Annotated in this window: 11 protein-coding genes; 9 read left to right on the top strand and 2 right to left on the bottom strand. The window is 75.1% G+C overall.

Features of this window, described 5'->3' with window-relative positions:
- Window positions 1–45: 45 nt before the first annotated feature.
- The 7 genes from ACFWJO_RS17675 to ACFWJO_RS17645 all read left to right on the top strand — a co-directional run bounded on the left by ACFWJO_RS17675 (window position 46) and on the right by ACFWJO_RS17645 (window position 11834).
- Window positions 46–564: a hypothetical protein gene (locus tag ACFWJO_RS17675; RefSeq protein WP_386866034.1), complete on the top strand. Its 519-nt coding sequence runs from the start codon at window positions 46–48 to the stop codon at window positions 562–564.
- Between the two features lie 237 nt (window positions 565–801).
- Window positions 802–2121, top strand: coding sequence for a glycosyltransferase (locus ACFWJO_RS17670; RefSeq protein ID WP_386866032.1), 1320 nt, complete (start codon window positions 802–804; stop codon window positions 2119–2121).
- A 196-nt stretch (window positions 2122–2317) separates the two neighbouring features.
- Window positions 2318–3298 (top strand): alpha/beta hydrolase, encoded by a 981-nt coding sequence (locus ACFWJO_RS17665; RefSeq protein ID WP_386866030.1) that lies wholly within the window; start codon window positions 2318–2320, stop codon window positions 3296–3298.
- On the top strand, window positions 3295–5700 hold the full coding sequence (locus tag ACFWJO_RS17660) for a hypothetical protein (RefSeq protein ID WP_386866028.1): 2406 nt from the start codon (window positions 3295–3297) through the stop codon (window positions 5698–5700). Before ACFWJO_RS17665 ends, ACFWJO_RS17660 begins: the two co-directional genes overlap by 4 nt.
- A complete protein-coding gene (locus ACFWJO_RS17655; RefSeq protein ID WP_386866026.1) occupies window positions 5697–6641 on the top strand; it encodes an AAA family ATPase in 945 nt (314 codons plus the stop codon). The genes ACFWJO_RS17660 and ACFWJO_RS17655 overlap by 4 nt, the downstream gene beginning before the upstream one ends.
- The gene (locus ACFWJO_RS17650) at window positions 6634–11463 is read left to right on the top strand and encodes a NaeI family type II restriction endonuclease (protein WP_386866024.1); all 4830 of its coding nucleotides are present in this window, start codon (window positions 6634–6636) and stop codon (window positions 11461–11463) included. Before ACFWJO_RS17655 ends, ACFWJO_RS17650 begins: the two co-directional genes overlap by 8 nt.
- Before the next feature lie 125 nt (window positions 11464–11588).
- Window positions 11589–11834 carry a hypothetical protein gene (locus tag ACFWJO_RS17645; protein ID WP_386866023.1) on the top strand — a complete coding sequence of 82 codons (246 nt, stop codon included), beginning with the start codon at window positions 11589–11591 and terminating at the stop codon, window positions 11832–11834.
- A gap of 84 nt (window positions 11835–11918) precedes the next feature.
- Here the strand turns inward: ACFWJO_RS17645 and ACFWJO_RS17640 are convergent, their stop codons facing one another.
- Window positions 11919–13517 carry an FAD-dependent oxidoreductase gene (locus ACFWJO_RS17640; RefSeq protein WP_386866021.1) on the bottom strand — a complete coding sequence of 533 codons (1599 nt, stop codon included), beginning with the start codon at window positions 13515–13517 and terminating at the stop codon, window positions 11919–11921.
- A gap of 180 nt (window positions 13518–13697) precedes the next feature.
- Window positions 13698–14678 carry a BTAD domain-containing putative transcriptional regulator gene (locus ACFWJO_RS17635; RefSeq protein WP_386866019.1) on the bottom strand — a complete coding sequence of 327 codons (981 nt, stop codon included), beginning with the start codon at window positions 14676–14678 and terminating at the stop codon, window positions 13698–13700.
- On the opposite strand from ACFWJO_RS17635, the gene ACFWJO_RS17630 reads away from it, so the two are divergent.
- Window positions 14677–16851, top strand: coding sequence for an MMPL family transporter (locus ACFWJO_RS17630; RefSeq protein ID WP_386866017.1), 2175 nt, complete (start codon window positions 14677–14679; stop codon window positions 16849–16851). The genes ACFWJO_RS17635 and ACFWJO_RS17630 overlap by 2 nt on opposite strands.
- Before the next feature lie 50 nt (window positions 16852–16901).
- Window positions 16902–19229: a FlgD immunoglobulin-like domain containing protein gene (locus ACFWJO_RS17625; protein WP_386866015.1), complete on the top strand. Its 2328-nt coding sequence runs from the start codon at window positions 16902–16904 to the stop codon at window positions 19227–19229.
- Window positions 19230–19245: the final 16 nt, after the last annotated feature.

Genomic DNA, 19245 nt, shown 5'->3' with positions numbered 1-19245 from the left:
TGAGAAGGTGGGGCTCGGGGACGGAAGGGGCGAGGGGGAGGGCGCGTGACGGAGCTCGACGAGTTCGTCAAGGAGGAACTGGCCCGGCACGACTGGACCGCGCTGGCCTGCGGCTGCGGCGACGACGCCGGGCACATGCCGCTGCTGTTCGAGGCGATCCTGACGGCCGGGACGGAGAATGAGCTGCGAGGGTACGACCTCGACGGGCACGTCGTATGGGACGGCGACGTCTTCGCGTGCACCCCGGCGGCCGTCGGCGTCGTCATGGCCGCGCTCTCCGGCGAGCCGTCGGCCCTCGCGCGGGACGGACTCGTCTACGCGCTGTGGCGGATCGCCACCGCCGAGTTCGCCCCGCCGGAGATCACCGACCGCGTCCGTGCCGCCGTCACCGAAGGCCTCTGGCCGCTCGTGCGGATCGGGCTCGACGGGCGCCCGCACGTCGCCGACTCCGTCGCCACCGTCATCGATCGGCTCGACATCGACGGCGAGCGCGCCCGGCACTACCGGCGGCTGCTCGACGAGCGCGCCGCCTCCAAGGGCAGACGCTGGAAGTCACGGGCCTGACCGGCCGACGCGCCACGCCCGGCCAACCCTTCGCTCCTCCGTTTCCGCAGCTCGTACGCTCGCTACGCGCGTCACCGAGGCACACCCGCTACGCCCCGCACCACGGCACCGACCACCTCACCAACAACCTCACCCTCCACCACAGCCACCACCGCGCAATCCACCTCACCAACCACCTCACCATCCACCACAGCGACCACCCGCACCGACTCATTCGCATCCAGGGGGAACCTCACCATGGCGAAAATCCTCGTCGCCGCCACACCCGTCTCCGGTCACCACGGCCCGCTGCTCCGCATCGCGAGCCACCTCTCCTCGGCCGGCCACGAGGTCGTCTTCCTCGGCGGCGCCCGCTTCGCCGACGACGTACGGGCCGCCGGGCCCGAGTTCCGCGCCCTGCCGCCCGAGGCGGACTACGACGACCGGGACTTCTCGGCCCGGTTCCCCGAGCGCGCGAGCGTCCCGGCCGGGCCCGCGCAGACCATGTGGGACGTCATGCACGTCTTCGGCAACCCGACGCCCCATCAGCACCGCGCCCTCCAGGAGATCCTGGACGGTTTCCCGGCCACGGCCGTCCTCTACGACAACCTCTTCTTCGGCGGCGTCGCCCTCTCCCTCGGCTCGGCCCCGGACCGCCGGCCCGCCACGTACAGCGTCGGCATCTCGCCGCTCGGCGTGGAGAGCCGGGACACCGCGCCGCACGTGCTCGGCCTGCTGCCGCCCGTCGACGACGCCCAGCGGGCGGAGTACGCGGCCATCGCCGCCCGCATGGCCGAGCAGCGCGCCCCGCTCGTCGGCCATCTGCGCTCCTGCTTCGCCGCGGCCGGAGTGACCCTGCCCGAGGGCCCGCTGGGCCGTACGCTCACCGACTCGGCCGACACCTTCCTCCAACTGACCGTCCCCGGCTTCGAGTACCCGCGCAGCGACCAGCCCGCCGGCGTCCGGTTCGTCGGCGCCATCCCGATCCCCGCCACCGCCGGCCAGGAGCCGCCCGCCTGGTGGCCCGAACTCGAGCGGGCCCGGGCGGCGGGCCGGCGGATCGTGGTGACCACCCAGGGCACGCTCGCCAACACCGACCTCGAACGGCTCGTCGTCCCGACCGTCCGCGCGCTCGCCGACCGCGAGGACGTCCTCGTCGTGGCCGCCACCGGACGGCCGGACGCCGCCGAGCGGATCGCCGCGCACCTGGACACCGTGCCCGGCAACGCGATCGTCGCCGGCTTCGTGCCCTTCGCCGACCTCCTCCCGCTCGCCGACCTCCTCGTCACCAACGGCGGTTACGGCGGCACCCAGGCCGCCCTCGCCCACGGCGTCCCACTCGTCGTCGGCGGCGACAGCGAGGACAAGCCCGAGGTCGCGGCCCGCGTCGAATGGAGCGGCAGCGGCCTCAACCTCCGTACCGGCGACCCCTCCGACGACCGGCTCCGTGCCGCCGTCGACACCGTGCTCGGCACGCCGTCGTACCGGGAGCGGGCCGCCGCCCTCGCCAAGGAGTACGCGGCGCACGACGCGCTCGCCCTCATCGAGGGGATGGTCGGCGGAGCCGACCGGCACTGACGGGCGCGGGCGCGGGGGCGGCGCGTGCAGGTGGCGGGGCGACGGCCGTGCGGCCTCGGACCGCAAGCATCCCGCCAGGCCGCCCAAGGGAGTTGGCCCAGATTGGCCGAGACCTGACGGTCCGCCCAAGGCGGCTTGCTCCGGCGCCGCCGTACCGGTCAGGATCACCCGGTACACCATGTCGAACGGGGGAGCAATGAAGCCTCGCCTGGTCTTCGTCCACGGCATCGGCGCTCCCCGCGACGCCGCCGCCGAACTGGACGAATGGCTGCGCGCGGTCGCCGCGGGCGCCCGCGCGGCCGGCCACTCCGCCCAGGTCTCCGCCCTCACCGGCGGCTGGGCGGCGGACGCCCGCTTCGCGTACTACGGCGACCTGTTCCGTACCGCCGAGGCGCAGGGCGGCGGAGCCGCGCCCGGAGGGCCCGCCGGCACCACGCGGGAGCAGGACGACGAGCTGCTCGCCGCCCTGCTCCTCGAAGCCGTCGACGAACGGCTCGCTGACCCGTCCCCGCCGAGCCCCGCCGAAGCCGACGCGCTGCGCGCCGCCCGCGTCCGGCTCGCCCCGCCCGCCGGGGCGCAGGGCGCGGGCGCACCCGCACGACGCGTGGTCAACGCCGTCACCAGCCTGCTCGCCGTACCGGGTCTGCGCTCGCTCGGCGGCTGGCTCACCGCCCGCGTCACCGCGGGCATGCTCGGCCAGGTCGCCCGCTACCTCAACCGGGGCGAGCCCGACGGTGGCACCACCCTCGACCAGCGGATCCGCGCCCGGGTCGCCGCGAGCCTCGACCCCGAAGGACCCAACGTCGTCGTCGCCCACTCCCTCGGCACCGTCGTCGCCCTGGAGACGCTGCACGAACACGCCGCCGACGTGCCGCTGCTCGTCACGCTCGGCTCGCCGCTCGGCATCCGCACCGCCGTCATGCCACGGGTCCGCCCGCACCCGCTCGGCACTCCCGGCACCGTCGGGCGCTGGCTCAACTTCTGGGACCGCGACGACCTCGTGGCCGCCCGGCCCCGCCTGGAGGACTTCGTCCGGCCGAACGCCGCCGCCGTCGTCCCCGCCAGCCGCCGCGTCGACTCCGACGGTGCCTGGGTGCACCCGGCCGCCAAGTACCTGGCGCAGCCGGCCGTCGCCGGGCCGCTCGTCGAGGCGCTCACCACCCTCGCGGAGCGATGAGCACACCGCGGCACGTGCTGGTGATCGGGGCCCAGTGCCCCGGTCTCGGCGTGCTCGCCGGCCTCGAACCGGCTGCCCACGCCCTGCACGACACCCTCGTCTCACCGTGGGCCGGCGCCTGCGCCAAGGACCCGGCGCACGGCCCGACCCTGCTGTACGGGCCCGGGCTCACCCAGGACGCCGTCGAGAAGGCGGTACGGCGGGCCGGCCGCGCCGCCGCCGAGGCCGGGGCGGTCCTGGTCCTCGCCTTCCTGGGCCACGGGATGGCCGCCGGCACCCAGCTCTACTACATGGCGGGGGACTCGCGCGCCGAGGACCCGCTGAGCGCCGTCGACGTCGGCTCACTGCTCGGCGGGCTGCTCGACACCACGGGCCTCGACGGGCTCGTCGCCCTCGTCGACACCTGCCACGCCGGCAACGCCCTCCCCGACCTGCCGTCCCTCGCCAACGGCATCCGGCGCGGCGACACGCGCCTGTCGCTGCTGATGGGCGCCGCCGCCGACGAGGAGGCGTACGCGCTGCGGTTCAGCACCACCGTCGTCAAGGTGCTCCAGGAAGGCGTCGCGGACGCCGGGGAGATCCTGACCGGCGCGGCGGTCGCCCAGGCCGTACGACTCGACGGCGGAGCCGTCGGCCAGAACGTCCACTACGTCGACTACGACGGCGCCGCGTTCGCGGCCGGGCCGCTGTGGCTCGCCCGTAACGCCCGGCACGCCGCCGCGGTCGCCGGCTCCCCGCTCGGTCCCATCGCCCGCGCCGAACTCGCCCACGCTTTCAGGTCGTTGGCGTACACGGGCCCCGACGATCACCTGGGCCAGGCCGATCCCGTGGGCGAGGGCAGCGATCCCGCGGGCCAGAGCGATCCCGCGGGCGCGAGTCATGCGAGCGGGCAGGGCGTTCTCGCGGGAGCGGGCGGCTCCACGGGCGCGTGCGACGGTCTTCCGGGCGCGGCCGGCTTCACGGGCGGCCACCCGGGCGGGGGTTTTCCGGGCGCGGCCGGCCACCCGGGCGGTGGTCTTCCGGGTGCGGCCGGCCACCCGGGCGGCGCCACCGGTGGCACGGGGCCGGCCAGCTGCCTCCCGCTCGCCGACACCGTGGTCCATCCGCGCGACCTGGACGCCCTGCGGGTCCGACTGCCCGAGCTGCCCGGTCCCGAACGCCACTGGGCGCGCGGGGTCCTCGACGCCCTGCGCGACGCCGCGCGCACCCTCGCCCTGCTCGACGCCTGGCCCGGCGCCGACCTCACCACCACGCTGCTGCGCCGTACCCTCGCCGCCGTCGAGACCGCCGGCGCACCCGCGGCGACCGCGCTCCCGGACTCCACCGGCACCGAACTCCTCCGCGACGCCGTCGAACACCTGCTGCTGCGCGCCCCGCGCGCCGGACGCAGCCGCACCGCCCCGCTCGCCGCCTTCGTCGCCCGCCTCGCCCGGGACACCGGCGTCGAGCCGCAGGACCCGGCGCTGCGGGCCTGGGCGAAGGACACCGGGGCCGTCATCGACCTCAACGACGCCTTCGCGCGGCTCGCCGAACGCACCGCGGAGCTACGGCTCCGGCTCGTCGTCAGCCTCCACTCCGCGATCGGCGACGAATGGCCCGAGACCCTCGAGGCCTGGCTCCTGGACGACGGGAACGTGCGGCACCGCGAGGAGTTCGCCTGCGCGGACCAGGACCGCGCCGGGACCGAGCGCGCCCTCGTCGCCGTGCTGCGCTGGGCCTCCCGGCAGGCCCGCGCGCTCGACGCGCCGCTGCGCCGGGTGGAGATCGCCGCGCCCGCCCCGCTGCTCGCCACCTGGCGGCCCGAAGAGGCCGAGTTCGGCATGCGGCTCGGCGCCCTGTACGACGTCGTGCTGCGCTGGAGCGACCGGATACGGCCGCCCGACCACCTGTTCTGGATCAACGACCACGCCCGCGACATCCTCAAGGCCATCGACGAGCACGGCGAGGGCAGCCGCGTCGACTGGTTCGGCGAGGACGACACCCGCCGCGCGGCCGAACTGCGCGCCCGCCTGATGAGCGCGCCCCGCACCCGCGCCGTCGCCCTCGCCCACCGGCCGGCCCAGCTCACGGGCCTGATGGAGACCCTGCTCGCCTCCTCGCCCATCGTCCTGTGGCCCGGCGACGAGCAGGCCGACGCGACGGGCGACGAGCCCGTGCCCGTCCGCGTGCGCCGCTCCGTCGACGCCCACTGGCACCTGCTGCCCGGCGAGTTCAGCCGCGCCTACCGCGAGAAGTGGAGCGCCTGCGCCACGCCCGGAGGACAGCGGCCCGCGCCCGACGGCGCCGCCGGACCGCATCACCTCGCCGGCCTCCGTACCGTCTGGGACGGACCCGAGTGGCTGGACTTCTGCACCTGGTTCGACCGCGAGGACCACGCACAGCACCCGGAGGAACACGCATGACCTGGCAGCCCTACTACGCGGGCCACGGCAACCCGCCCGCGTCCGCCGAGGACCGCGTCGCGCTGCCCGCGGCCCCGCCGTGGCGCGAGTTCCCGCGCCGCCCGCTGCACCGCCAGTTCGTCCCGCCGGCCGGGCTCGTCGAGGCCGTCAACGCCGCCCTCGCCCTGCGCCGCCCGCTCCTCGTCACGGGCCCCGCCGGCTCCGGCAAGTCCACGGTCATCGAACAGGTCGCCGCCGAACTCGACCTCGGCACCGTGCTGCGCTGGCACATCACCTCCCGCAGCGGCCTCACCGACGCCCTGTACCGCTACGACGCCCTCGGCCGCATCCACGCCCAGCGCCTCCAGGGCCCCGCGGGCGGCGACGACATCGCGCCCTTCCTGCGCATGGGACCGCTCGGCACCGCCCTGCTGCCCGCCGACCGGCCCCGCGCCCTGCTCGTCGACGAGATCGACAAGAGCGACCTCGACCTGCCGAGCGACCTCCTCGACGTCCTCGAACGCGGCGAGTTCGAGATCCCCGAACTCGCCCGCTACGGCACCGACGTCGTCGCCGTCCGCGAATGGCAGGGCGACCGGCACCACGAGATCCACCGCGGACGGGTGCAGTGCACCGAGTTCCCCTTCATCGTCATGACCAGCAACGGCGAACGCGACTTCCCCGCCGCCTTCCTCCGCCGCTGCGTCCGCTTCACCATGCCCCTGCCCACCCCCGAGACCCTGCTGCGCATCGTCGAGGCCCACATGGGCGCGGGCACCGCCGGGACCCCGGAGGCCGGCCGGCTCGTCCGCACCTTCCTCGACCGCCTCGGCGCGGGGGAAAGCCTCGCCGTCGACCAGCTCCTCAACGCCGTACACCTGCTCTCCGGCACCGACGCACCCGACGAGGCACGACGCCGGGCCGTCGAGGACCTCATCCTGCGCGAGCTCTCGCATGCCTGATCCGCTGCCCCGGCTGCTCTCCGCGCTGCGCACCGCCGTCCCCGAACTGGACGGCACCGCGCTCGCCGAGGCGCTGTGGCTGGCCGCCCACCGGGCCGCCGGCCCCGACGGTGCCGCACCCCGGCCCGTACGGGACGCCGCCGGCCCCGCCCACGACGGGCCGGAACGGACGGCCCCCGAACCGCCCGCCCCCAGCTCCCGCGACGACCGGCCCGCGGCACCCGCCGCACCGCAGCCGCCGCCGGCCGCCGACGCCACGACCGCCACCCGCCCCCTCCACGAACGCCTCCCCGGCAGTGCCACCCCGGTCCCCGGCCGGGCCGTCGCCGCCCCCCACACCGGCGGCCTGCCACGCGCCCTGGAACTCACCCGCGCCCTGCGCCCCTGGAAACGGCGCTGGCCCGAAGGCCGCGGCCGCACCCTCGACATCGACGCCACCGTGGACGGCTACGCCCGCAGCGGCGAACTGCTCCCGGTGCTCAAGGCCGCGCCCGAGCGCTGGTTCGACCTCGTCCTGGTCGTCGACCGCTCACCCGGCATGCGGGTCTGGGCCGAGACCGTCACCGAGTTCACGACCGTCCTCGACCGCCTCGGCGCCTTCCGTACCCTCCAGGTCACCGACCTCACGTTCGACGCGGCCGGCGAACCGCGCGCACCCGGCCCGCTGCGCGCCGCCGACGGCCGCCGGCTGGTCGTCGTGATCTCCGACTGCATGGCCGGCGCCTGGCGCCGGCCCGAGGTCTGGCACCTGCTCCGACAGTGGGCCGGCGCCCAGCCCACCGCCCTCCTCAACCCGCTGCCCACGAAACTGTGGCGGCACGGCGGCCTCAACCTGCCCACCACCCGCTTCACACCGGCCGCACCCGGCACCCACCGCAGCCGCGTGCCGGTCGAGCCGCCGCTCCTGGCCCCGGGAAGCGAGACCGCGGGAGCCGACGGCGACTGGCTGCCCGTCCCCGTCCTCTCCCTGACCCCGCACTCCCTCGGCCGCTGGTCCGACACGCTGATGCGGGGCGACCCGGCAGGCTGCACGGCCGTCCTCGTCCCGCCCACCGGCCGCACCGCCCCGGGCCCGGCCCGCCCCACGGCGGCCCCGCTCCCGCCGGCCGAACTCACCCGCCGCTTCCTGCGCACCGCGTCCCCGCGCGCGGCCCGGCTCACCGTCCTCTGCGCCCCCTTCGACCGGCTGAGCCTGCGCCTGCTGCACCTCGTGCGCGCCAGGTTCGTCCCGGACGCGACGGTGGCCGACGTGGCCGAGGCCGTCACCAGCGGCGTCTTCGCCGTCACGGAGGAGCGCGGCGGCACCGTCGAGCTGGCGCTGCCGCCGGAGGCCCGGGAGGTCCTGCGCGAACACCTCCCGGCCCACGAGGTGTGGGCCCTCCACCAGGCACTCGACGACCACATCGCCTCCCGCGGCACTGGCCGAACCCGGCTGCCGTCGGTCGCCTACGACGGGCGGGGCCCGCAGGCCCTGGCGGCGGAGAAGGAGGCCTTCGCACGGGCGTCGCGCCGGACGCTGGAGCTGCTGGGGCTGGCCGAGCCGGAGGCCGAGCCGGCCGACGGCGCGGACGCGGCGGGGGCGGGCGTGGCGGGGGCGGACGCGGCGGGGGCGGGCGTGGCGGACCTGCCGCCGGCGCCGGAGCCGTACGTGGGCCACGGCGACCTGCTCGAATCCGTCGCCCAGGCCATCGCCGAGGACCGGCGGCGGCTCGTACGGATCACCGTCGAACAGACCATCGCCGGCGCGGGACGCACGGCCTTCGCCCTGACCCTGGCCCATCGCGTGCGCGCGCAGTTCCCCGACGGCGTCTTCTTCGTGCCGTTCCGGGCGTCCGGCCGGCGCCCCGTGCCATGGGGAACGGCACTGCTCGGTCTCCTCGCCGACCTGGGCGGCGACCCGGACACGGTGACCCGCGACGACCCGCCCGAGTGCCTGGCCGCCGTCGCCGCCGCACTGCGGGGACGACGCGTACTCCTCGTCCTCGACCAGGCGGAGAACGAGGAGTACGTCGGCATGCTCGCGGCCCGCCTGCCGGAAGGCTGTGCCGTGTTCGTGACGGCCCGCGGACGTCCGACCGTCGACCTGCCGGACCAGCTGGTGGTCGAGCTGCCGCCCCTGGAAGGCGAGGACGCCTCCCGGCTGTTGCGGGCGGCGGGCGCGAGGACGGGGGAGCCGGTACGGCGGGGCCTGTGGTGGCCGCTGTCCCTGCGTATCCTCGGCTCGGCGATGGGATCGCCTGACCTGGACGTCGCCGCAGAGGCGGTGCTCTTCATCGCCCACCAGACGGTATCGGCCGAACGGCCCGGACACCCCGCCGGCGTACGCCGGCCCCAGGCGGATCCCGCCGCTGCCGTACGCCGCTGGCTCGAAAGCTTCGACGGCGGGCGCGCCCTGACCCTGTTCCGCCTCGCGGAGGTAACGGAGGGGGAATTCACCTTCGAGGAGGCCCGGGCCGTCCTGCCGGGAGATGCCTCCGTCACGTCCCAGGAGCTCGAAGCGCTGGTCCGCCAAGGTCTCCTGGAGCACGCGCGGCGCGGCCGGTACGTCCTTCCTTCGGTCGTCTACGACGAGGTTGTGAGGTTGGCTGCCTACGACGAACGGCGCAAGATCGCCCGCGCGCGCATCGGAGCCTTCCACCGGCAGGCCGCCGCCGCGCTGTACCGCGAGCGGCATCCCGACAGCGCGCTGCCGGACATCCTCGGCGTCGAGCCGGTGCCGGCCGCCGATCCCGACGCGTGGGTCGCCAACGCCCTCGAACACCCGGCCCTCGACGCCGACACCTTGCTGCTTCTCCGCGACCTGGGAGCCTCTCTCCTCCACCGCAACCGCTTCGCGGGCGCCGCGATCAGACTCGCCAGGGTCGGCGGGGCCCGCCTCACAGGAACCGCCGCGAGGGCACTGCTCGCGCTCGTGCACGCCCGTCAGCTTGCGGGGGAGCCGGAGGGCGCGTGGAGGCTGCTCCACCAGGTGAGTGCCGACGTCCTGGAAGCCGACGAGCGGATCCACGGCCTGGCCGCGCTGCTCCACGCCCAACTCGCGCTCGCCGTAAGGCCTGACATGGCGCGGGAGGCCGTCGACTGGGCCAAGGACGCGGTGGAACGCTTCGACGGCACCGCCTCGGCGGAGTACCGCGAGGCGCTCCAGTGTCTCGAACAGGCACTGGCGGCGACCGGAGCGCACCGCGAACGCCTGGAAGTCCAGCGGAAGTTGCTCCTCGCCCTTCCGGAGCAGTGCACCGTCGACGCGGCGCGACTGCACCTCCGCACCGCCGACGCCATGCTCCGCCTCGGCCGTCCCGAGGACGCCCGGACCTCGATCGACCGTGCCCTGACACTGCTCGACACCACCGACGATCCCGCCACCCGGGAGGCGGCACGGGAGCTGCTCAGCTCTCTGCGCGCCCCGCGCGACCGCATCGTCATCGCCGTCCGGGCCGCCACCCCCGTCGCTCTGCTCGCCCCGGCGGTCGCGGCGCTGATCGCGGACCTCGACTACGTCGGGTCCGCCGGCTTCGAGTCCCACGCCTTCGGCGACGAACTCGTGCTGCTCGTCGACGGCTCCGTCCCGATCGCCCGGCTCGTCCAGGCGCTCGCCGAGCGGCTGCCGCTACGCCTCGAGCGCGCCGCCGTGCGCCTCGCCGTCCACCGGGGACCCGTCGTCGCCGAGGCCGCCGGCGACGTGGGCGTCGAGTACACGCGCATGATGCTCCGCTCCGCGGAGTTCGACAAGGTGCGCGCCAACTACCCGGACGACGTGGTGCTGTGCGTGTCGCCCGAGGCGTTCGCGGGCCTCTCGGACGAGGCGTACGGGGGCGAGCTGGCAGAGTCGTACCTGCCGCGCGAGGTCCACAGCGCCTCGGGCGAGGTGGTGTGCGTCATCCTCACGCCGCTCGTCGACCTCTCCGCGTACGACGCCGACATCCTCGGCCTCGCCCGGGTGTTCAACAACCTCGACCCTGGGGGCGGAACTCTGTCCGGCATCCTCCGGGACGCCCTCGACACCGTCCTCGACCCGCGTGCCACGGGACGCTTCGACCCGGCGGAACTCGACGACCGGGAACGCGCGCGCGTCGTCGGCGAGATCGAGCAGGCCCTCGAAGCGAGCGTCTTCCCCTTCAGAAGCCGCCCCACCGACGGCCCCACCGGCGGCCCGACCGGCGGCCTGATCTGGGAACGACCGCAGGGAGCGGTCCCGTTCACCGTCTCCGTGTCGCTTGAGGGCCGCCGCCGGCCCACCGCGGCCGCCCGGCCCGACGGGACGATGTCGCTGTTCCTGCACGCGGAGGACGCGCGCGCCCGGTGGTCGGCGTGGCTGGTACGGGGACGGAACGAGGCCGGGGCACCAGGGGCCGTCGCCTGGCTGCACCGCGACGCCCCCTTCCCCGAGAACGTCCTCCTCACCCTCACGGCATGGACCCGCGAGGCCGTCCTGTCCCAGCCGGACGACGTGGGCCGGGTGGCCGAGCTCTTCCGCCGGGTCAGGTTCCGGACCGTGCCCGGCACCGCCCTGCGGCCCCTCATCCACGACCGGCGTCGCCGGCACCAGGTCCTCGACCCGGTGGTACGGCTCGCGGGCGCGGCGCTGCGCGAGGACGGCGTGCTGCTCCTCGCGGGCAACGCGCGCGGCCGCGCGATGGCCGAGACACTGCGCCTGCCCGTACCGGACGCCGGCTCGTACGTCAGCGCGGCGCTCACCCGCCGCCGCTCCGAGCACGGCGCCCGTCCGTCCGTGGTCGTCGACGGAGCGGCCTGGGTGGTGGCCCGCGCCGAGGACGCCACGACGCCCCTCCCGCCCGGCTTCCCGGGCCTGCGCATGCGCTGACCGACAACGGAAGCGGAACCAGAACCGGAACCGGCACCGGAACCCCGGCCCGGTCCGGACGAATGATTCCGCCCGGACCGGTCACACGCCGGACGAAGCGCCCCTCGCGACGGCAGGAGGTCACCATGAGCAACCCCCAGGGACGTGAACAGCGGCGCAGCGGCCGGGGCGCCGCCACACCGCAGGACAGCGCGGCGCTCAAGGCCCGCCAGTCGGAGGAACAGCGCCGCGGCGCCGGCAGGCCGCACGGCACCGACAAGGGCGAACGCGGCGGTGGCGAGGGCGGCGGAACGCCTCCCGACCAGGCGAAGTCCCTTCCCGACCAGGAGGAGCCCCGCGCGAAGCAGAGGACACGCGGGAAGAAGAGCTGAGCACGACCACCCTCATCCTCACCGACCGCCCTCACCGGGCACTCCGGGGCCACCGGCAGCCGCCGGTGGCCCCGGCCGTGCCGCTCACGCGTCCGGGCTGCCGTCCGGGTCCAGGGCCGGGTCCGGGCCCCGGTCCAGGCCCAGCTCCGCGGGATCGCGCCGTTCCAGCGGCCGCAGCGCCGGGCCCTGGAGGACCTCGCCGCCGATGCCGAAGCGGGAGCCGTGGCAGGGGCATTCCCAGGTCCGCTCGCCGTTGTTGAAGGCGACGACGCAGCCCATGTGGGTGCAGACGGCCGAGAGGGCGTGCAGCTCTCCCTGGTCGTCACGATGGACGGCGCAGGGCCCGCCCCCCGCCCGGACCACGGTGCCCTCGCCCGGCCGCAGCTCGTCGACGGGACCGTTCGAACCGCGCCCCAGCGTGTCCAGGCGGTCCTTGACGAAGTGCCTGCCGGTGTCCCACTGTGCCTTGAGGAAGGTGGACGCCGACCCGACGACGGCACCGGCGCGGCCGGGGTCGTAGAGTGCGGCCCACGGGTCCTCGGTCTCCGTGACCAGGGAGGCGATCAGCCGTCCGGCCAGGACCCCGCCGGTCATGCCCCATCCGGCGAAGCCGGTGGCGACGTAGGTGTTCCCGCCGCCGGCGCGCATGCGGCCGATGACGGGGAGGCCGTCGGTGGCGCTGTTGTCCTGTGCCGCCCACCGGTGGCTCACCTCGAACCCGGGGAAGCGCTCCTGCGCCCAGGACCGCAGCCGGGCGTACCCGGCTTCCGTGTCCTCGCCGGTACCGGGGGCGAAGGCCTCTCCGGTGACGATCAGGAGCCGGCCGCCGTCGCCGAGCGGAGTCGTGCGGACGGACCGCTTGCCGCCCTCCCTGGTGATGTACATGCCCTGCGGGTCCTGGTCCGGGGGCAGGGGGCCCGCGATCACCAGGTCGCGGTGCTGGGTGAGCCGGGTGGCGAGACGGGCGTGGTCGAAGACCGGGTGATGGGTGGCCACGACCACGTGACGGGCGGACACCCCGGCGCCGGTGGCGGTGGTGAGACGACGGGGAGCGCCCCCGTGCGCCTCGGTGACCCGCGTGTGCTCGTGGATGCGGCCGCCGCGCTCGACGAGGTCCTCCACGACCCCGCGCAGGTACGCGAGGGGGTGGAACTGGGCCTGGTTCTCCACCCGGACGGCGCCCGCGACGGGGTACGGCAGGCCGGTCTCGGTGACGAAGGAGGCGTCGAGCCCCGCCGCCCGGGCGGCCTCGGCCTCGGCGCGCAGCGCTTCGACCCCCTCGGGGTCCTCGCAGTAGGTGAGGGCCGGCCGGCGCTCCAGGTCGCAGTCGGTGCCGAGTTCCCGGGCCACGTCGACGACGTGCTCCAGCGCGGCGCTCTGGGACTCCGCGTAGAGGCGGGCGGCGTCCTCCCCGCGCTGGGTGCGCAGCGTGTCGTAGACGGTGGTGTGCAGGGCGGTGACCTTGCCGGTGGTGTGGCCCGTCACGCCTGAGGCGAGCCGGTCCGCCTCCAGCAGGACGACGTCGAGACCGGCGCGGGCGAGCTCCCAGGCCGTGCTGATCCCGGCGATCCCGCCGCCGACGACGGCCACGTCCGCCTCGGCGTCGGTGGTCAGGGGAGCGAACGAGGGCAGGCCGGCCGTCTGCATCCAGTAGGACCGGTTCTGGTCGTGGATCGGCTTCATGTCCCGCGACTGCCCCCGAAGCGGGCCACGATGCACGCGATCGGCCCGGAGCCCCGCACCGCCGGGGGACACGCCTCACTGCCGTTCGGACCGTCGGCGGGGTCAGACGGCGAGGTCGGACGGCGAGGTCGGACGGCGGGGTCAGACGGCGAGGTCGCACGGCGAGGTCAGAGGGCGAGGTCAGACGGCGGCCATGCGCCCGGCCATCTCCTCGACCCCGCCCAGCAGAGCCGGATCCTGCCGCAGGATCCGCTCGTGCAGGGTGCGCAGAGCGGGTCCGGGGTCCGCGCCCATCGCCCCGGCGATCCGGCGCCTGGCCTCCTCGTAGGCGAGCAGCGCGTCGGAGGAGCGCCCGGCCCGGTACAGCGCCAGCATCAGCAGTGCCGCCGGCCGCTCCCGCAGCGGATGCGCCGCGACGAGCCTGACCAGTTCGTGGACGCACTCCTCGTACCGGCCCAGGGCGATCCCGCCCTCCAGCCGTGCCTCCAGGACGAGCATCCGCTTCTCCGCCCACCGTCGCCGCTCGGCCTCCAGGTACGGTCCTGCGAGCCCTTCCGCGTACTCGCCGCGCCACAACGCCTCCGCCGCGCCCGCCAGTTCACCCGCCCGGTGCAGATCCCCCCTGTCGCGTGCCGCCACGGCGGCCCGCACCAGTTCCCGCCGGTCGTGCAGGTCGTCGGCCCGGGCGCCGGACAGCCGGTAGCCGCTGCCCGTCCACACCAGCTCGGGCCCGGTCCCGCGCAGGGCGCGGCGCAGCCCGGAGACGTACTTCTGGACGAGGTTCCTCACGTGCGCGGGCGGCTCGGCGCCCCAGACGGCGTCGACGAGGCCTCCGAACGACATCGACTTCCCGTCGAGGTGCAGGAGTACGGCGAGCACGGTCCGCTGCATCGGCGGCCCGAGCGGGATCTCCTCCTCCGCGCGCAAGGCCCGCAGAGGTCCGAGGAGTTCGAAGCGGATCGTGTCGGCCATGCGTCGAGCGTAACCCGCGCGCCCGAACGCCCGGCGGAACACCCGGTGGAGCATCCGGCGGGACACCCGGTGCAGCATCCGGCGGGACACCCGGCGGAGGATCCGGCGGGCCTTCCAGCGAGACTTCCAGCGGGTCTTCCAGTGGGCCTTCCAGCGGTCGGTCAGTACGCCGTCCGAGCGTGGCCTCATGCAGCAAGAACCGCCTCCGAACCCCGGCCCCCTCACCCGTCTCGGCGCCCTCGCCGTGCGCCGCAGCCGTGCCGTGCTCGTCACCGCCCTGCTCCTCTTCCTCGGCCTCGGCTTCTACGGCGCGGGCGCCCAGGCCGATCTCGACCTGGCCCGCTGGGACGCCCCCGGCACCGAGTCCGTCGAGGCGGCCCGCGTCCTGCGCGAAGACTTCACCACCGGCAACCCCAACCTCGCGCTCCTCGTCACCGCCCGGGGCGGCGACGTCGACGCCCCGGCCACCGGCCGTGCCGCGCGTGCTCTCGCCGCCGAGGTCGCCGCATTGCCGCACGTCACCGACATCCGTGCGTACTGGCAGGACCGGAGCCCCGCCCTGCGGTCGAAGGACGGCAGGCGTGCCCTGATCCTCGTCCGCCTCGAAGGAACCGCCACCGAGACCCGCGCCCAACTCGCCACGCTGTCGCCGCTCCTGACCCGCACCACACCCGAACTCACCGTCCAGGTCGGCGGACAGGAGGAGATCTCCCGCCAGGTCGGCGAGCAGGCGCGCGCCGATTTCCTCACCGCCGAGGTGATCGTCCTGCCGGCCGTCGTCCTGCTCCTGATCCTCGTCTACCGCCGGACCGCCGCCGCGCTGATCACCGTCGGCACCGGGCTGCTCGCCGTCGTCGGCACCCTCGCCGGACTGCGCCTGCTGGCGCGGTTCACGGAGGTCTCCACGTTCGCCGCCAACATCGCGCTCGTTCTGGGGCTCGGCCTGGGCATCGACTACAGCCTCTTCCTCATCACCCGTTACCGCGAGGAACGCACCGCCGGCCGTCCTCAGCCCGAAGCCGTCGTGCGGGCCACGGCAGCGGCCGGGCGCACCGTCGTGTTCAGCGGTGTCACCGTGGCCGCCTCGCTCTCGGCCCTGCTCGTCTTCCCCTTCTTCTTCCTCAGCTCCTTCGCCTACGCGGGCATCCTCGTCGTCCTCACGGCGGTCGGCGGCGCAGTGCTCGTGCTGCCCGCCGCCCTCGCCCGCTGGGGCCACCGCATGGAACGCGCGACGCCGCCCGCCGCGAGCGGCCTGTGGCACCGCACGGCCCTGCGGGCCCTGCGCCGCCCCGCCCTCAGCGGCGCCGCCGTCCTCGGCGTCCTGCTGCTGGCCGGCTCGCCGCTCCTCGGCCTGCGCTTCGGGCTGCCGGACGAACGGACCCTGCCGGCCGGCGCCCCGGCCCGTACGACCTCGGAGATCGTCCACCGGGAGTTCGCCGCCGAGCCGACCGACACCGTCCAGGTCGTCGTCCGCGCGCCCGTGGACCGGCGCGCGCTCGCCTCGTACGCCTCCGACCTCGCCCGCGTCCCGGGCGTCTTCCGGGTCGAGCCGCCCACGTACGGGAAGAGCGGCGCGGCGCTGCTCGCCGTCGTCCCCACCCAGCAGGCGATGTACGGAGACGTGCCGGCGTTCGTCGAACGCGTCCGCACCACCGACGGGCCGCCGGGCGTCCTGGTCGGCGGCTATCCCGCCGAGACCACCGACTTCCGCGCCACCCTGCTCGACCGGCTGCCGCTCGTCGTCGGCCTGATCCTGGCCGCGACGTTCGTCATCCTGTTCCTTCTCACCGGCAGCGTGCTGCTGCCCGCCAAGGCGACCGTCCTGAACCTGCTGAGCCTGTCGGTCATGTTCGGATGCCTCGTGTACGTCTTCCAGGACGGCCACTTCGCCTCGGTGCTGGGTTTCACCCCCACCGGCTCGATCGAACCGAGCATTCCGGTGCTGATGTTCTGTGTCGTCTACGGCCTGTCCATGGACTACGAGGTGTTCATGCTGGCTCGCATCAAGGAGGAGTACGAGCGGACCGGCGACACCGAGCGGGCCGTCGTCACCGGCATCCGTCGCAGCGCCCCGCTGATCACCGCAGCCGCCGGCATCCTCGCGCTGAGCTTCGCCGTGTACGCGACCGGCGGCGTCGTCTTCCTCAAGGAGCTGGGCGTCGGTACGGCGCTGGCGGTCCTGGTCGACGCGACCCTGATCCGCGTCATCCTCCTGCCGGTCACGATGCGCCTCGCGGGCCGCGCCAACTGGTGGGCGCCGGGACCGCTGCGCCGGCTCCACCGCCGCTTCGGGCTGAGCGAGGAGCCGCGGAGGCCGCACGACGAGCCGTCCAATTCCGTGTACAAGTGCGTTGCCAGCTAGTAGTGTTGACCGCGTTCACAGCAAGATGTGGGAAATTAGCCTGTCAACACTTGGGGGGTCAGGTGTTCCATCACCTGCGCACGACCAGCCGTACCAGCCGAACCCACCGGACCGGCCGCACCAGCAGCACCCGGCGTACCGCCACCGCGGCGGCGATCGCCGCCGTCCTCGCCGCGGGAACGGCCGTCGTGCTGCCGGCCACGGCTCACGCGGCCGAGTCGGCCGAGGTCCTCGTACCCGCGCCGGACGCGTACGGCGACGGCGTCGAGACCTTGCTGGCGACCGGCGGCCAGGGCGTCCTGCACCGCGAAGGCGGCGGCTACCTCTGGACCAACACGTACAACAGGGCCACCAAGCCCCTCCCGGAGCTCGACGGCGTACCGGAGGACGCGATCGTCCGGGGCCACGACGAGTTCAACCGCGTCGTCCACCTCAGGCCGCGCGCGGACGGAGGCACGGACGTCGTGCGGGTCGGCATCGAGGACCCCGGCTTCACCAACACCGTCACCGTGCCCGCCGGTTACCTCAACCCGCGGGTCGCCAACGGCTGGGTGCTGGCCACCGTGGACCTGGGCGACGGCCGCTACCAGCTGCGCGTGGCGCGCGGCGGCGCCCCGGCGAACGACCCCGTCGTCCAGCTCCCCGCGGGAGCCACCACCGGCGCCGAGCCCGTGCTGCTCGGCGCCCACTCCAACCGGCTCCTGATCGGCTACCGCACCGCCGACGGCACTCCGGGGTACGGCATCCTCACCGCGTACAACGGCACCGTCGAGCCGCTGCCCGTGACCGGCGAGGCGAGCAGCTTCCGGATCACGCAGGAGACCGTCAGCTGGTTCACCCGCAGCGGGGAGCCGGGCGTGCGGGTCATGGACCGCGCCGACATGGCGGCCGCCCCCCGCGTCGTACCGCTCGCCACGCGATCGGCCGACAGCGAGGTCACGTCCTTCGTCGTGGGCGGCAACGTGCTCTGGCGCGAGGGCGACGGCGGGCCGCTGCGCCTCACCCCCTTCGCCGGGGCGGAGACCGGGCGGACGCTGCTGAGCGAGGTCGAGACGACGTTCCTGCGCTCCGAGGGCGGGGGTTCGCTCGTCGCGCTCGGCAAGGACGCCGAAGGCAGGCGCGCCATCCACCACTTCAGCGTGGACGGTTCCGGACTCGTCTTCGACCTGCTCCTGCGTGACGTACCCCGGGCCAAGACGGCGGACGGCCACATCCAGGCGCTGAGCCTGGACCGCGGGCGCCTCCGGTACGTCAACTCCCTGGCCGGCAAGGAGACCCTGCACGGCACGGGCGTCGGAGCCGGACTCGACCCGGTGAAGGGGGCGGCGCTCGCCGACCTCCCCGGCACGGCGGCGGGCCGCTTCGCCGACGGAACCGACGAGGGCCTGGCCCGCCTCGTCCAGGACCCGGACACGGGCGCCGACGTGCTCGTGACCGGCGACGACCCGGAGCACCCGGCGGACAGCTTCACCCTGCCGGGCAAGGGCGGCCGGATCGTCGACACGGCACCGGAGTTCGTCCTGTACGAGGCGGCCGGACGCCAGTACGTCGTGGACACCGCACGCGACGTCGTCGTCCGCGAACAGCGCGCGCAGGCCGCCGTACTGGAGCAGAAGTGGCTGCTCAAGCCGGCCCTGAGCAACCCGGGCACGGTGAAGGTGATCAACCTGCTCACCGGCAACGTGACCGACACCGTCGCGCTGGGCACCCCGTGCGTCCCGGACGAACTCCAGCGCAGCGGCAGCCTCCTCTACTGGAGCTGCGCCTCCCAGGACGCGGCGGGAGTGCGCGACCTGGCGACCGGGCACACCTACCCCGCCCCGGCCTCGGGCGTCCTCCTGGGCGACCGCTTCCTCGCGCACCGCGACGGGTCCGGCGACCTGCGCCTCACCGCGCTGCGAGGCGACGGCACCACGGCCGACCTGGGCACCGTCACCGGCCTGAAGCAGCCCGCGGACGGGGACGGGCGCGGCACCACCTGGACCCTGGACCCGGGGGCCGGGAAGCTCGCCTGGGTCGGCGCGGACGACACCGTCCACGTCACCGCGCCGCAGCGGGAAGTCTCCCCGCTGCGCGTCGCCCGGACCGCGGCACCTCGCACACTGGTCCAGGAGGGTGGCGCCGGGTGGGCCGCCGCGTGGTGGCTCTCCAAGCCCGCGGCGTCCTGGCGGGTGACGCTCACCTACCGCGAGACCGGTGAGGTGGTGCGCACCTGGACGGGCGGAGAAACCCTCAGCGCCGTACGCGTCTCCTGGGACGGCACCTCCGACGCGGGCACCCCGGTGGCGACCGGCGCCTACACCTGGCGGCTGACCTCCGCCGCCTCGGACGGCGTCGGAGCACAGACGACGGCCTCGGGCGTCGTACGGGTCGACTGACCGAGAGGACCGGGTG

Source organism: Streptomyces sp. NPDC127092, from assembly GCF_042722475.1.
Classification (GTDB): Bacteria; Actinomycetota; Actinomycetes; order Streptomycetales; family Streptomycetaceae; genus Streptomyces.
This window is presented reverse-complemented; position numbering and strand designations above follow the sequence as displayed.

Bases quoted from the DNA above. Each gene is read 5' to 3' on its own strand.
- ACFWJO_RS17650 (WP_386866024.1), top strand. From the start codon at position 6,634: ATGCCTGATCCGCTGCCCCGGCTGCTCTCCGCGCTGCGCACCGCCGTC.
- ACFWJO_RS17640 (WP_386866021.1), bottom strand. From the start codon at position 13,517: ATGAAGCCGATCCACGACCAGAACCGGTCCTACTGGATGCAGACGGCC.
- ACFWJO_RS17645 (WP_386866023.1), top strand. From the start codon at position 11,589: ATGAGCAACCCCCAGGGACGTGAACAGCGGCGCAGCGGCCGGGGCGCC.
- ACFWJO_RS17635 (WP_386866019.1), bottom strand. From the start codon at position 14,678: ATGAGGCCACGCTCGGACGGCGTACTGACCGACCGCTGGAAGGCCCAC.
- ACFWJO_RS17660 (WP_386866028.1), top strand. From the start codon at position 3,295: ATGAGCACACCGCGGCACGTGCTGGTGATCGGGGCCCAGTGCCCCGGT.
- ACFWJO_RS17630 (WP_386866017.1), top strand. From the start codon at position 14,677: ATGCAGCAAGAACCGCCTCCGAACCCCGGCCCCCTCACCCGTCTCGGC.
- ACFWJO_RS17655 (WP_386866026.1), top strand. From the start codon at position 5,697: ATGACCTGGCAGCCCTACTACGCGGGCCACGGCAACCCGCCCGCGTCC.
- ACFWJO_RS17670 (WP_386866032.1), top strand. From the start codon at position 802: ATGGCGAAAATCCTCGTCGCCGCCACACCCGTCTCCGGTCACCACGGC.
- ACFWJO_RS17665 (WP_386866030.1), top strand. From the start codon at position 2,318: ATGAAGCCTCGCCTGGTCTTCGTCCACGGCATCGGCGCTCCCCGCGAC.